The organism is Ruminococcus flavefaciens (assembly GCF_900143025.1).
Classification (GTDB): Bacteria; Bacillota; Clostridia; order Oscillospirales; family Ruminococcaceae; genus Ruminococcus; species Ruminococcus flavefaciens_I.
In genome coordinates this window covers 436160-450411 of the sequence record NZ_FRCT01000001.1, presented here as the reverse complement: position 1 = coordinate 450411, position 14252 = coordinate 436160, and the positions used below count along the sequence as shown (strand labels likewise).

General features: G+C 43.0%; 11 protein-coding genes. 3 read left to right on the top strand and 8 right to left on the bottom strand.

Annotation, left to right across the window (positions count from 1 at the left end):
• The first annotated feature begins 262 nt into the window (after positions 1-262).
• Both BUB28_RS02050 and BUB28_RS16900 read left to right on the top strand, forming a co-directional pair.
• Positions 263-448 carry a hypothetical protein gene (locus BUB28_RS02050; protein WP_242939904.1) on the top strand — a complete coding sequence of 62 codons (186 nt, stop codon included), beginning with the start codon at positions 263-265 and terminating at the stop codon, positions 446-448.
• Positions 438-1325, top strand: a complete 888-nt coding sequence (locus BUB28_RS16900) for a dockerin type I domain-containing protein (RefSeq protein ID WP_175547784.1) — start codon at positions 438-440, stop codon at positions 1323-1325. The genes BUB28_RS02050 and BUB28_RS16900 overlap by 11 nt, the downstream gene beginning before the upstream one ends.
• 233 nt (positions 1326-1558) lie before the next feature.
• On the opposite strand, the gene BUB28_RS02040 is transcribed toward BUB28_RS16900, so the two are convergent.
• The 8 genes from BUB28_RS02040 to BUB28_RS02010 form a co-directional block, all read right to left on the bottom strand.
• Positions 1559-2992, bottom strand: coding sequence for a HAMP domain-containing sensor histidine kinase (locus tag BUB28_RS02040; RefSeq protein ID WP_072948174.1), 1434 nt, complete (start codon positions 2990-2992; stop codon positions 1559-1561).
• Positions 2982-3659 (bottom strand): response regulator transcription factor, encoded by a 678-nt coding sequence (locus tag BUB28_RS02035; protein ID WP_072948173.1) that lies wholly within the window; start codon positions 3657-3659, stop codon positions 2982-2984. The genes BUB28_RS02040 and BUB28_RS02035 overlap by 11 nt, the downstream gene beginning before the upstream one ends.
• A gap of 71 nt (positions 3660-3730) precedes the next feature.
• Complete coding sequence (locus BUB28_RS02030) at positions 3731-5347, bottom strand: FMN-binding protein (RefSeq protein WP_072948171.1); 1617 nt, start codon at positions 5345-5347, stop codon at positions 3731-3733.
• 4 nt (positions 5348-5351) lie between these two features.
• Complete coding sequence (locus BUB28_RS02025) at positions 5352-6269, bottom strand: FAD:protein FMN transferase (protein WP_072948169.1); 918 nt, start codon at positions 6267-6269, stop codon at positions 5352-5354.
• Between the two features lie 17 nt (positions 6270-6286).
• A complete protein-coding gene (locus BUB28_RS02020; protein ID WP_072948168.1) occupies positions 6287-7570 on the bottom strand; it encodes a carbohydrate-binding domain-containing protein in 1284 nt (427 codons plus the stop codon).
• Between the two features lie 277 nt (positions 7571-7847).
• Entirely contained in the window at positions 7848-7988 is a 141-nt protein-coding gene (locus BUB28_RS17610; RefSeq protein WP_431767966.1) for a DUF6688 domain-containing protein, read from the bottom strand.
• 266 nt (positions 7989-8254) lie between these two features.
• Positions 8255-8920, bottom strand: coding sequence for a zinc-ribbon domain-containing protein (locus BUB28_RS02015; RefSeq protein ID WP_072948166.1), 666 nt, complete (start codon positions 8918-8920; stop codon positions 8255-8257).
• A 118-nt stretch (positions 8921-9038) separates the two neighbouring features.
• Positions 9039-11609, bottom strand: a complete 2571-nt coding sequence (locus BUB28_RS02010) for a dockerin type I repeat-containing protein (protein WP_072948164.1) — start codon at positions 11607-11609, stop codon at positions 9039-9041.
• A gap of 266 nt (positions 11610-11875) precedes the next feature.
• Between BUB28_RS02010 and BUB28_RS02005 the strand changes: the two genes are divergently transcribed.
• Complete coding sequence (locus BUB28_RS02005) at positions 11876-14245, top strand: ABC transporter permease (RefSeq protein ID WP_072948163.1); 2370 nt, start codon at positions 11876-11878, stop codon at positions 14243-14245.
• The last annotated feature ends 7 nt before the right edge of the window (positions 14246-14252 follow it).

Here is a 14252-nt window from a genome sequence, read left to right as displayed (position 1 = left end):
CCATATTATACTCTTCCATATATTATAATGTCAAGTTATTGGTCTCGCGTATCATATTCTCCTGCTCCGCTTTAAGAGCTTTAAGACATGAATACATCGCATCGTTCAGAATAAATCTTCTCTCGCTGCTATCGGTTTTCAGGAAGAATTTTAGGATAATATCCTTGGATCTATGTATAATAAGATGACCGCCATTCAGGAGCAATTTTGCTTTATGTATTTACATTATATCTGTATTATGATATAATAAATTTTAAGAGGAATGATAAAGTTCATTCTTCAATATGGAGCTGAACTGCTCGGAGAACAGGGCAAAACCATTGATATCCCGGCTCTTGAGTCAGGACTCAGCAAGATCAAAGGCATCGGCGTTAAGCACCTTGAGAAGATAATGACCGTTATAGGAAAAATTACAGATATCAAAAAGGAGGCATATCATGAAAGATAAAAGAATAATAGCAGCTTTGATGTGCGCAGCAATACCGGTTGGAACAGCCATGCTTCCCGTCACAGCATCAATATCGGCTGCCGCTTCATCAGGAACAATGACATTTGAGGAATTATATGCTTTAGAGGAAAATGAACTTGAGCAGTATTGTTCAGAGCATGATCTGACATATATAAGCAAAGAAGCAGCTAAATCAACACTCGAGATCAGACGCGAAAAATGGGTAGCAGTTATGCCAAAGGACTATATGCTCAAAGGCGTGACCGATCTGCTTGAAAGTGAAAAAGCAAGCGATCTGAACAGAAAAAACTACTATGATTATGACTTTGAGAAGATCGCATCAGATCTGAATATGCCGGAAAAATATTACAAAATCGATACTGAAAATAATGATTTTGCGTTCTATAAAAAGTCTGAAACCGATGCCGACGGTAATACTAAGGATACTTACGTAAAAGTCGCATCAATAGATGTTGAACTCGATCCGTCTGTTACTGATGAGGATTCAATGGTAAGACTGTATCAGCTCATATCTGTGTGGACTGAGCAGAATCCTCTTGTTTACAAAGGAATAACTTTCCGTTACGGTCCTGCTCCCGACAGCAAAATCGAAACTATCGAAATTGAAACACTTGGAGATGTAAACGCTGACGGAAAAATCGACGCAGTCGATGCTTCTTCGATACTTGCATATTATGCTCAGATATCCACAAATCAAATCGGAAAATACACTGAAGATCAGAAGCTTTCAGCTGACGTTAATAATGACAAAATGATCAATTCCATTGATGCCTCAAATATACTTGCTTACTATGCGTATACTTCTACAGCCCCTAAGGGAGAATCAAAAAGCCTGGAAGAATATCTGAAAAAGTAAAATATACAGTTAAAAACCACTCTTTTTAACTATGATGACCATACAGCAATTTGTACTGATTATTGAGAAAAGCCTTTATTCAGAAAGGTTTACCCAGTAAATAGTCAGAATAAGCCTTGTACCGCGTTGGGGCAGGGCTTATTCAATTCCGCTGTCATCACAAGACAAAAAGTCCTCACAGCCGAAACTGTGAGGACTCATTTTTTATTCAGATAAACACATTGACGTGAATATCATTCCACATCTAATTCTATACTGAAAACGCTGCCTGCACCTACCTCGGAATCAGCCTTGCAGACGCCGTTATGCTGGCTGACGATCTGCTTTACGATAGCAAGCCCAAGTCCCGAAACGCCCTTGCCGCTGCGCTGACGCTTGGTATAGTATCTGTCCCAGATATGCCCGAGTTCTTCGGGAGCGATACCGCTGCCGTGGTCTGATATCTCAATAATCGCCTTGCCATTATCAGTTCTCAGCGAAATACCTACCCACTTGTCCTCCCCCGCATGGCGGACGGCATTGTCAAGCAGATTATAAATCGCTCTTTGCAGCCGTGAAATATTGCCCTTTACATGGATACTGTCAGCAATATTACGTTCAAAGTCATATCCGTCCTTTGAATAAAGCTTTCCGAAGCTGTCAGCCACAGATGATACAGTTTCGCTGAGATCAACGTCATTCATCACAGCTTCCCTGTCGGACATTTGCAGCTCGGAATATTCAAGTATCTCGTTCACAAGGGCAGTCAGCCTGTCCGTTTCCTCTACGATAACAGCAACGTCCTCGGCGCACTGCTTTTCGTCCTCGCGGGAAATATCTCTTATCATTTCAGCGTAGCCCTTTATCATAGTCAGTGGAGTACGCAGATCATGGGATACGTTTGCAAGGAGCTCGTTCTGAAATTCTCTGTTCTTTTTCAGCTTTTCGGAAGTAGTATCAAGAGTTTTGTTCAGCTCGTCAAGCTCCGTACAGAAGCCCTTACCGAACTCCGTATCATTATCATTTTCTCCCAGCTTATGAGCTTTTTCATTAAGCTGCGAAACAGGCTTTGAAAAGCTTTTGGACATAAACAGCGCCAGTACAAAAGCTATGATTATTGACAGAAGCGTTACCCACATGAGCTGTATGCGTATGATCCTTGCAGTCGATCCGACAGCATTGAGAGTAGTCCCCACATAAAGTACGACTTTTTCATCGCTGCCGTAATAATCTATCAGTCTGCCGTAAACGTAAATATCATCGTTTTGCAGCTCGGCTTCACCGCTGTCGGAAGCGTTGACAGCACTTAGAAATTCCGAATAGTTTTCGGGGAGCTCCCTGTATTGATGATACTCGTTTTTGAAATCAGAACGCTCATCTCTGAATCTGCCTCTGTGTCCTTTCTTGTATTCGTCTGAACTATAAATGATATTCCCGTCAGTGTCGGTAACGAATACAAGTATGGAATTGCTCCGTGAAATATCGTCTATATATGAGGTGATATCACTGTTTTGACCTTCCGAAGCTATTTTATCTGCGACCTTTATCGTGTTCCTGATTATCATGCCATTATAGAATTTTTGCAGGAAGACCGTCTGCAAAAGCCACAGAACAGTGAATATGACAACTGTAAAAAACATGAACCAGCTGAGCAGCTTTTTTCGGAATGAATTTGTTTTACACTTCAAATTTATATCCCACCCCTCGCACTGTTTTTATGCTGTCGCGGTATGCTCCAAGCTTGCTGCGGAGAAGCTTTATCTGCCAGTCAACCGTTCTGTCTACTCCGAAGCTGTCATAGCCCCACACTTCGTTGAGTATCCTGTCACGGGAAAGAACTATGCCCTTATTCTTAACGAGAATAAGAAAAAGAGCGTATTCCTTTGCGGTAAGGTCAGCCTTTTCGCCGTCTATCAGCACTGTTCTGCCAAGAGTATCTATATCTATGCCGTCAACGATTATATGTCTGCTGTCTGCACTGTCAGGCTTTTGTACAGGCTTTCGGCTTATGACGACCTTGATACGCGCCATAAGCTCCACAGGAGAAAAAGGCTTTGTCACATAGTCGTCAACTCCCACCTCGAAGCCGAAGAGCTTGTCGAACTCCGTACCTCTTGCGGAGAGCATTATCACGGGGATATCCTTGAATTCCTTTATTTTCTTGCAGGCTGTGAAGCCGTCAGTATCGGGCATCATAACGTCCATGATTATAACGTCGAAATTCTCAGTCTTGCACTTATCTATGGCTTCTCGTCCGTCAGAAGCTGTAACGATATCATACCCATCACGCTGAGCGTAACGGCTTATGAGAGTGACTATATTCGGCTCATCATCAACTATCAATATTTTCGGCATGGTACACCTCCGCAGTTATTATTGTAAATATTATACATGAAAAGCGCTCTTTTGTAAAGAGCGCCTGTATTTTAATGAGAATGTCTGCCGCCGTGACCTCTCTGCTGTGTGCTGTTGGGATTTGTGAACTCGATACCGAGAGCGTCAGCAACAGCTTCCTTTATACCGTTGCTGCTGAATGTTGCACCGCTCACTGCGTCAACATCTGTGCTCTGAGACTTGATGATAGATGTTATAACTCCGCTTTCCGCACGGCTGAAAAACTTATCGTCATCACTGTATGAATTGACTGTGATTTCAGTAATTTCGCCGTTTTCGACCGTAACCGTCACATTTGTCGCACCGCGGAAGCCGTTTCCTGTGCCTGTATAAACGCCGTCTGCATATTGTCCAGCTGTATCAGAGGCTATATTGTTATCATCAGATGTCGCACTTTCGGTTGTAGTTTCTGCTTTGGGAGCAACAGCTTCTGTAGTAGCTTCACTGTGCTTTTTCTGTTTTCTGCTTTGTTCTGTTGCTGTTTCAGTAACTTCACTTATTTCCTCGCCAAGCGCATTTTTCACTGCTTCGATTATGCCGTTGCTGCTGAATGTTGCACCGCTCACCGCGTCAACATCTGTGCTCTGAGACTTTATTATATCGGCTATCACGCCGCTTTTGGCTTTCTGGAAGAACTCCTTATCGTCCTTGTATGAATCAACCGTAATATCGGTAATAACGCCGCTTTCAACAGTTACCGTGACTTCTGTTTTGCCTCTGAAACCGTTTCCGCTGCCTTTATATGTTCCGTCTGTATATATGCCGTTAGTCTCAGCTTCAGCAATATTCTGAACCTGCACTTTGTTTTCTTCGGCAGTATCGGGAACAGCAGTGAGAACTCCTGCGTAGTAAAGACCTGCCACAGCCGTTACGGCAACAGTTCCCGATATTGCAGGAAGTGTGTCAGCCGATATATTCTCATTGGGACAGACGGAAGTGCATTTCATACAGTTTATACATTCGCCCGAGCGGACCTCATCATACTTGTAAAGAGGTATGCCCATTGAGCACTTTTCTGTGCAGAGCTTGCAGTTCCCGCACTTTTCAGGCTTGCGGTTCAGGCTGTATATCCTGAAACGTGATACCAGTGAGAACAGCGCTCCGAGAGGACAGAGATATCTGCAAAAGAAGCGTTCAATGAACAGCGAGCCTATGATAATGAGAAGCAGAAGTACTCCGCCGAGTGTAAGAAAATATTTCAGACTGCTCCATCCGCTGAAATAACTGTAAATTCCAAATACCGCCCACGGACTCCATACTGTATCGTCCGTGACGGAGAAGCCCCATACTCCGACCGCAACAAATGCAAGAACTGCATATTTCAGGAGCTTGAGCCATTTATCAGCCTTTTCGGGAACCTTTATCTTGAATGGTATCAGCTTTCCAATGGAATTCAGCAAGTCCTGCATTGCACCGAAAGAGCAGATAAATCCGCAGAAAAATCTTCCCCAGACAAGCGTTATGAGAAATACTCCTGATATCAGTATTATTCTGCCGATATTATCTGAAAATACGAAGCTGCCGCCTGCTATTGAGGTTATAAGTCCGCCTATTGACGAGAATATGGTGATAAACAGGGCAGGTACGGTCACAAAGGCTATCAGCTGAATTACCGCCCTGACTATCTGTATGGGTGATATTTTTTTCATACTATCACTTCCTTATTCTTTCTCTGAGATTTTCAGTGACGTAGAGTTTTTTGTCGTCTGTAATGAATAATGCTTCGATATTACGCTGTTTCAGGAGCTCCATGCTTTTTTCTGCTCCCATTATGAAAGCAGCAGTTGCAAGTGCATCAAGCTCCTCGGCGTTATCTCCCACAAGAGTAACACCGAGCAGTCCCGAATCCGAGGACTTGCCTGTTCGTATATCAGCTATATGATGTATAAAACTGTCGTTTATGATGCAGAACTGCTCGTAAAGTCCCGATGATACAACAGCTTTTCCGTTTTCGATTTTTATTGAAGCAGCGGATCGCCCGTTAGGGGCAAATGGCTTTTGTATGCCGATATTCCGCTGCTGTCCTATATTGATAACAGTTCCGCCGAAATTGATGAGGGCATTTTCTACGCCGTAGACGTGAAGTATATTCCTGACTTCGTCTGCGGCATATCCCTTTGCTATAGCTCCGAGGTCTATCTGCTGTCCCTTGTTTTTCAGCATTACTGTGCGTTTTTGATAATCGAGGATAATGTCCCTGTAGTTTACAAGCTTTCGTACTTCATCAAGTGTACTTTCATCAGGAAGATTTCCGCTTTTTACCGCATTTTTCCACAGCTGTGACAGCGGTCTTGATGTTATATCGAACAGCCCCTCCGTCAGCCTTGAATACATTACGGAATGTTTTATGAGCCTGAAAGTGTCCATTGATACAGCCACAGAAGCTACGCCTGCACGGCTGTTTATTGCGTATATCTCGCTGTCGTGGGAATATGCCGACAGTTTGCGGTCAAGGTCTTTTACTCGTTCCTTTGCGGCTGACAGAGCTTCATCTGATTCCTCAAATACAGTTATGGTATTGACTGTCCCCATTGCGAAGAACAGCTTCTGAGTCCGAACAGTGCCGATCATAATATCACCTCATGCTGTCAGAATCTGCCGCCGCGTCCGCCGCCGAAGCCGCCGTTCATACCGCCACGCATACCGCCGCCCATCATGCTCTGTGGTATCTCAGAAACTTCCTGTCCATTGACTATGATTGTACCTCCGTTGAATTCAGCTGTTTTGTCATAATCGAAGGAGGACATCTGAGCAGTAACATTTATCGTTCCGCCGTTCACATAGATTGAGCCGTTGGAGTCAATGGCGTCCGTATCGCCCTGACCTACTGAGACATTGATATTTCCGCCGTTGAAAACTATTGCTGTTTCGTAAGCATTTGTATTTGTTACAGCGTTTATTCCGTCATCGCTGGCATCTATAGTGATATTGCCGTCATTGATAACTATGTATGTAGCTTCAAGACCTTCTGCGGCTGTGATATTGAAATCGCCGCCGTCTATCTGAAGAACTGCACAAGCCTGTATGCCGTCGCTTACGCTGTTGATAGTGAATGAACCGCCTGAGATAGTGATACTTCCCTCGGCTTCGTCATTCTCGCAGTGGAAACCGTCTTTGTTTGTGGTGATATTGAAATTTCCGTCATAAACCGAAATAGTATCGTTAGCTTCAAATGCGTCCAGAGCAGCCTTGATATTGTATGTTCCGCCTGTTATCTTCATATCGTCCTTGCTTGTGATACCGTTGCCGTAATAAGAGGTAACATTGAGAGTGCCTGTGCCGTTGAGAACAATATCGTCCTTGGAGTAGATAACTGCGTCGGTATTGTTCTCGCCGTCAGCTGTGAACTGTCCGCTGACTGTGAGAGTATTCTCGCTGTCTGTAGTGGTTATGAACACCTTGTCTGCCGAAAGTACATATATAGCAGGAAAATCATCATTGGTTATGCTTACGCCGTCCAGTACAAGCTGTACCTTTGCGGAATCGTCAGCATTGACCCTGATAGTGCAGTTTTCAGCATTGCCGCTTATAGTATACACGCCCTCATCGGTTATGTCAATTGTCTTGTTATCGGCAACTGTTACGTTCTTGGCTTCGCTTGTATCTGCGGTCTGCTCAAGGTCACGCTCTGTAAATGTGGTTTCCTGAGTATTGTTTGAAAGCTGCTTTATCTCAGCGGAATCGTTATTCTCAGAAGAAGCTTTATCAGCCTTTGCAGTCTTTTCTATAGTTTCGGTACTGTCTGATACAGCAGTCTTTGCATTTGTGCCTTTTGATGTGTTTTCGGATACTGAACTATTATTTCCGCAGCCTGTCATTGAAACTGCCATTGCTGCCATTAAAAAAGCTGACGCTATATAATTTTTTTTCATAATGATACTTCCTTTCGTCGGGAGAGTTGTGTTTGTTTCTATGATTGTATTATATCGCAGGTATTTGAAGATAAAATGGAACGAAAGTGGAATTATCATTCTGAAATGTGGAATCTTGACTTTCAAATTGTGAGAGATATGTGAAACCTGTTTTATTGTATGAAGTTCATTTTTATAGTAATCCGAATACTGAACGGCAATTCGGTTTTCGTGGGGAGCGTCAAATGTGTACAGGAATAATATGAACAGCCATTCAATGGGGGCATTACAAAATAAACTACATCGGCACGGGTACAGCAACAGTACATAGATAATGCCCATCATAGTCGATGAGCGGTGACGGAACCTGCTGAGAAAACGTCCGGTCTGCCGTCACGGTAAATTCCTTTATTACACCGTCAGGTACCTGACCGAGAATAACATAAGTATTATCAGAAAAAGTACGGCAGGAAGTATCATAAGGAAGTGAAAAGCAGTAAGAGCAGCTGCGTGGACTATATATTTTTCAGCACTAACATGAAACATCGTATTTGAGAGCCCACAGGAGCCTATCCCCACAAACGTCTATAAATAGCCAATGCAACTGTGCTTAACAGGATTGTTAATATCCGTTGACGGATTTCCGAAGTAAACATAAAAAACGCCGCAGTACCTAAGGTACTGCGGCTTATTTTCATTAATCATTTATAGTGTTGACGAGCCGCTTTGGGAGTTTTTATCCTCTAAGAAGCACGCCGCGGCAGTTGTCAGCATCATCAGGATACATAACAGCAATCCGAATTTCGTATCAATATCTATATATTTCTTTGATTCGGACGGGAAATCATAGTAGCTGAAGAATGTCATTCTGAACAGGATAAGTGCAATGGCTGAAGCACCGCTTATCATAGCAGCAAGCTTGTACTTCTTCTTGTAGAAGATGAATACAGCTGTTGCAACTCCGCCTGCAAAAGCAAGGATAAGAAAGATATTGGGCTTAGGATCACTTTCCAGACTATCTAAAGATTCATCGTCATCATCCTCAAGGTCCAGCATAAGTGTAAATCCCGAATAGCTTTTTTCCTCCATCTTGCTTGCATACTCGTTATCCTTGCATGATACCGAAATGAAAGGCAGGAAGAATGTCACCAATGCAATAAGTATACAAACCTTTGCAATGAGTCCGAGCGGCAGACCTGCTGTCCTTTCGGCAGCAATGTTTGTGAAATTGTCTGCAAGCTCCTTCACAGAAGTGCTGTTAGCGGAATTGAACGATGCCGGTGAGGCTGCCGAACCTGTCAGACTGCCTCCGCATGACGGACATTTTTCAGAACCGTCGGGGATCTGAGACCCACAATGTTTGCAAAACATAAATAATACCTCCTAAAAGATCAATATAACTCATTTTACCATATTTATCACATTCCTGTCAAGAAGTATACACAAAAATATATTTTTTCGCAATAATCGACTATATTTATTAATATTATCAGTCCAGAAGCGTATTATAGAACTTAACGCTGAATTTATCGCTTATATTTGCAGTTCCGGGATACTCTATAAAGATATGCCATTCAGCCATATCGGCAGTTCCAACCTGAGGAACTGTACGGTTGATAGTCACAGATTTATTTGTTACCTCAGTAACTCCGTGACGCACAGAGCCGCTTCCCTCCTCCAGCACAACTATCATAAGCTTATTGGAATCGAACCATTTGCTGCTGTATTTTTCGACAGCATCATTAAACTCCTCCGACTTCATATTATACTTATCCTTATTTGCCTCGATATAGCTTTTCAGCTCCTCGGCACTTGTGATAAGCTTGGTCTGAGGATATTTTGCACCGCTTATATATCCGTCTGTGCGTACATACTGTGCTTCAATGCCGTATGTTACAGGCGCATCAAGCTGATGCACTTCTATAAGCTTCTTTCTCATAGCTACAAGGTCAAAGATATCAATTTCGCCGTCATTGCAGTAATCAACAGCTTTAAGGTCAGAAAGCTTTGCGTCAGGCGATGAAGCAAGCCATTTCTGCATGTTAACAAGGTCAGCTATGCCGAATTCACCATCGCCGTTTGCATCGCCCATGCACTTCCACTCTGCCTTCTGTCCCTCATAGCCGCTCTTAGGAACAGCCACCTGCATTATACAGAGATAATCCGTGTTGCATACGCCGAAGTCGGTCGAAGGCATCGTATAGTATACGGAGATAGTATCCTTTGAGAATTCAACATCACCGAACCCGATAGTTCTCGGAGAAGTAGACTCTACCATAAAGTTGAGAATGAGCACATTTTTCTTGAAGAATTCATAATCATATTCATAAAAATACTTCTTCTTAAACTCATCTGTAAAGCAGGCGGAAAGTGCCTTGTCAAGCTCCTCCTCGGACTCTGCCACCACAGGCTTGAAACCCTGCTGCGGCACATTCTTGAAGATATTCGAGGTAAGAGTCGATACCCTATCTATTGCAAATTTAACATAAACAGGTCCTTTTTTCTTCACTCTGAATACTATATCAGCGTTATTGTTTCCGTATTCCTTTATCTCCTTCGGTGAAGTTTTTGAAAGCTCATAGCCGTAAGGGAGATACTTCTCATTCAGTTCGATATCATGCCCGTCATCAGTTAATACTTCCTTGAAATACGGATTGCTGCCCTCGATATACTTCATGTCATTGCCGAACAGATCAAGCGCAGTTCCGTAGGGAATTTCTATATACTCCCCTGTATCCTCGTCAATAATACTGATACGTTTAAGGTCATATTCAAGCTTTTCCTCGTTCTGCCATACGACCTCGGATTTTTTATACTCGCTCCTCGGAACAATTAACTGCAATATATCAAAGTAAGAGGTCCTCATAAGATTTGCACTGACTATGGACGTATAGCCTATTACCAACTTACCGTCCTTATACTGAACTCCCTTTAATCCATGCTTGAACACACGTCCGCGGTAGGGGTCAAGGTAGGTATTCAGCATCAGTACATTATCCTTGAAGAAGCTTTCATCGTATACGGATATAAAATTCTTTATCGCAGCTTCTTTAAGATATGTTGAAAGGAATTTTTTCAGCTCGTCCTGTGAATTGATAACAGCCGACTTCGACTCTGCAAATTTATCATAGATATCATATGACGAAACAGTCAGGTCGGTACCATATAAGCTGTACGATGCTTTCTTAAATATTGCATCTTGTATATAAGACTCATCAAGAGTGACCTTCTGTGCGTTATCAGTTACGGTACAATCGGCGATAAGAGTCTGTTCGGCAGGACTTTCTCCCTCATCGGGAATAATGCCGAAATTATAGGTTATCTTTGCATTTCCATCCTTTACAGCCTTATACACCTCCAGCCTGTGTATACTGCCGCCGTCAAGCAGTTCAGCAGTTTCAAAGCTGCAATCCACCGTGTCATAATGCTTGAGATTTGAGGTATAGCTCTTATCTGCCTCTGTCCATTTGTACCTTGTTCCCGCAGCATATTCAAGCCCGAACACAACGAGATCATCTCTCGCGGATACTCTGCCGTTTTCCTTGATATAAGCCTCATACTCCGTTATGCAGTCCGGAAGCCAGCTGTAGATATCGTTCTCTATTATCTGAGTTCCCGAGCTTGTAAAATGATAGACCTGCTGTACTTCCTTATCGCAGAGCAATTTTATATCAAAATCCGGGACACCTGTCACAGCCTTCTTGAAGGCATAGACATCATAGGCTGTGTTCGTTTCTTCGTCCTTGAATACCTTATGATAGTATGTCGTAGGCAGTGCATCAGTATTAACTATCTCGTATTTCTTTGTATCGGGAGCTTTCTCCTGAAAAACAAGGCACACGATATCAGAGTCATTGGCTGAGCCTATGTGAGTTGCTCCGTATGTATTGCGAAATTCCAGAGCCTCCTCAAAGCTGGTGGGTATCCAGTCGGGACTCACCGAAGCCTGTTCCTCCGCAGACACATTTGAAAGCGATAATAATGATGAATTGCCTGAATAAAACGGGATAACTGCTGCTGTCGCTGCCGTAAATGCAGCTGTAAGCTTTTTCAATTTCATTGTGTTCACCTGCCATTCTCAGAATTTGCAGAAATACCTCTGCTCGACCACATTATAACATGGTTTTACCATGAAATCAAGCATTTCAGCCATTGTTTACATATTCATAAAGTATTGCTCCCGCAATAAAAACTCCACTTGAATTTATTAAATAATAATGTTACAATCATTATATGGAAATGATGTATTTTCCGCCTGAAAAGACATTTAAGGATTATTTAATAATTCCCATGCTAATATATAATCACAGAAAGGGAGGGATCAATATGTATCTGAGAATGCTCAAAAAGGATCTTAAACGAAAAAAGACCATGAACATCATATTACTGCTGTTCGTGATACTTGCGACCATGTTTGCCTCCAGCAGTGTCAACAACATCTCCACAGTAATAAACGGTCTTGACAACTACTTTGAAAAAGCAGATCTCAGCGATCACTTCGTCATCAATACCAGCAATAACGGTGACGAGATAAATGACCTGATAGCAAAAAAATCAAGCGTTAAGGACTTCCGCAGAGAGGATCAGCTTTTCTTTGACGACAAGTGCCTGACACGCAACGGCAAAAAGCTTGCGGAACAGTCAGGCATCTTACTTGCTCTTTCCATTGACAATGCCAAGATAAACTACTTCGACAAGAACAACGAAGTAATTACGGAAGTTAAAGAGGGCACAGCATATCTTACAGGACTTATATTATCAAAAATAGACCTTGAGATCGGCGAAAAGATAAGTTTAAAAATAGGCGATACCGAGCAGACCTTCTCATATGCAGGCATCGCAAAGGACGCTTTCCTCGGCTCTGATATGATGGGAAATTCCCGTATAATAATCAACAACAAGGATTATGAAAAGTTCACCGCAGACGAAAAAGCTGTTGAAAACAACTCTGCTCAGATATTTTACATCAACGGCTACGATCAGAAGGAGCTCGCCTCCGACCTTTCAGACCTGCCCAACGTCCCCTTCAACAAGGACATAAACCTGATAAGAACATCGTACATAATGAACAGCGTCGTTGCAGGACTTCTCCTCATAGTAAGTATATGCCTCATACTTGTTTCGTTCGTAACACTCAGATTTACCATAAGCTTCACTATCAACGAGGACTTCCGCGAAATAGGCGTTATGAAGGCTCTCGGACTGAGAAATAATTCCGTCCGCGGACTTTACCTTGTGAAATATCTGGGCATAGCAATTATCGGAGCAGTTATCGGATTTGCAATCAGTATTCCTTTCGGAAACGCCCTCATACAGAGCGTAAGCGAAAACATGGTGCTCGAAAACGACAACGCTCTGATAATCAACATAATTTGCAGCCTTGCAGTAATTGCCGTGATACTTCTCTTCTGCTGGAGCTGTACACGCAAGATAAAGAAGCTCTCCCCTATCGACGCAGTAAGAAGCGGTCAGACAGGCGAAAGATTCAAGAAAAAGGGCTTCCTTCATCTTGGAAAGAGCAAGCTTGGCACAACAGGCTTCCTTGCTGTGAACGATGTTTTCAGCAGCCCTAAGCAGTTCGGTATAATGACAGTTATTTTCAGTGTATGCCTGCTCCTTATAATGGGACTAGCAAACACTGCAAATACCCTTGCAAGCGAAAAGCTCCTGCCGAAAATGTGTGCTACAAAGAGCGATGCATACATCACAGACACAAAGATGATATCCAGCCTTATCGGCGGAGAGACTACCTACAACGAAATACGCTCCGAAATAGAACAGAAGCTTGATGAAAACGGTATGCCCGGCAAGGTACATTCAGAAGCTATCGTATTCCCGCTTATTGAATCAAACGACAAAAAAGCTACTTCCGCATTCATGTACTGTGCAGACACAAAGGCTTCCGAATATGAATACACCGAGGGCTACGGTCCGAAGTATGCAAACGAGGTTGCTCTCACAAAGATACTTGCAGACAAACTTGATGTAGGCGTTGGCGACAAGGTCAATATCACTCTCGACGGCAAGACCGACGAATATATAGTTTCGGCACTGTTCAACAGCCTTGTACAGCTTGGTGAAACAGGAAGATTTCACGAAAGTGTTGAAATTCCTGACAAACTCCTGTCAAATGTACTGGGATTCCAGATCGACTTCGACGATCACCCTGACACAGAAGAAACTGAAAAGCGCATAGAAAAGATGAAGGATATCTTCGATTCAAAGTATATAGATGATGCAGACGGCTTTGTTGCAGATTGCATAGGCGACTCTGTAAAGGATACCATAGGCGGCGTAAAGCTGATGGTGCTCATAATAACCGCAATAATCATCATAATGATATCCGTACTTATAGAACGCTCGATCATCTCAAAGGAAAAACCGGAAATAGCTCTTATGAAGGCTATGGGCTTCAAGACAGGCTCCGTTATCGCTCAGCACACGCTCCGTTTTGTTGTAGTGGCAATTACCGCTTCTGTTATCGCAGCTGCACTTTGCCTGCCTGTGACAAAGCTTTGCATCGACCCTGTATTCAGCATATTAGGAGCTCTGAACGGCGTCGATTACAACATCAGACCCGTTGAGATATACGCCGTATATCCTCTCGTAGTCATCACAGCTACAATAACAGGTGCTTTCCTGACAGCGCTCTACATGAAAAAAATAAAGGCTTCGGACACTTCCGATATCGAATAAAAAGGAG

Excerpts from the sequence above, each read along its gene's own strand:
- BUB28_RS02050 (WP_242939904.1), top strand. The coding sequence starts at position 263 with ATGATAAAGTTCATTCTTCAATATGGAGCTGAACTGCTCGGAGAACAG.
- BUB28_RS16900 (WP_175547784.1), top strand. The coding sequence starts at position 438 with ATGAAAGATAAAAGAATAATAGCAGCTTTGATGTGCGCAGCAATACCG.
- BUB28_RS02035 (WP_072948173.1), bottom strand. The coding sequence starts at position 3,659 with ATGCCGAAAATATTGATAGTTGATGATGAGCCGAATATAGTCACTCTC.
- BUB28_RS02030 (WP_072948171.1), bottom strand. The coding sequence starts at position 5,347 with ATGAAAAAAATATCACCCATACAGATAGTCAGGGCGGTAATTCAGCTG.
- BUB28_RS02025 (WP_072948169.1), bottom strand. The coding sequence starts at position 6,269 with ATGATCGGCACTGTTCGGACTCAGAAGCTGTTCTTCGCAATGGGGACA.
- BUB28_RS02020 (WP_072948168.1), bottom strand. The coding sequence starts at position 7,570 with ATGAAAAAAAATTATATAGCGTCAGCTTTTTTAATGGCAGCAATGGCA.
- BUB28_RS02015 (WP_072948166.1), bottom strand. The coding sequence starts at position 8,920 with ATGTTTTGCAAACATTGTGGGTCTCAGATCCCCGACGGTTCTGAAAAA.
- BUB28_RS02010 (WP_072948164.1), bottom strand. The coding sequence starts at position 11,609 with ATGAAATTGAAAAAGCTTACAGCTGCATTTACGGCAGCGACAGCAGCA.
- BUB28_RS02005 (WP_072948163.1), top strand. The coding sequence starts at position 11,876 with ATGTATCTGAGAATGCTCAAAAAGGATCTTAAACGAAAAAAGACCATG.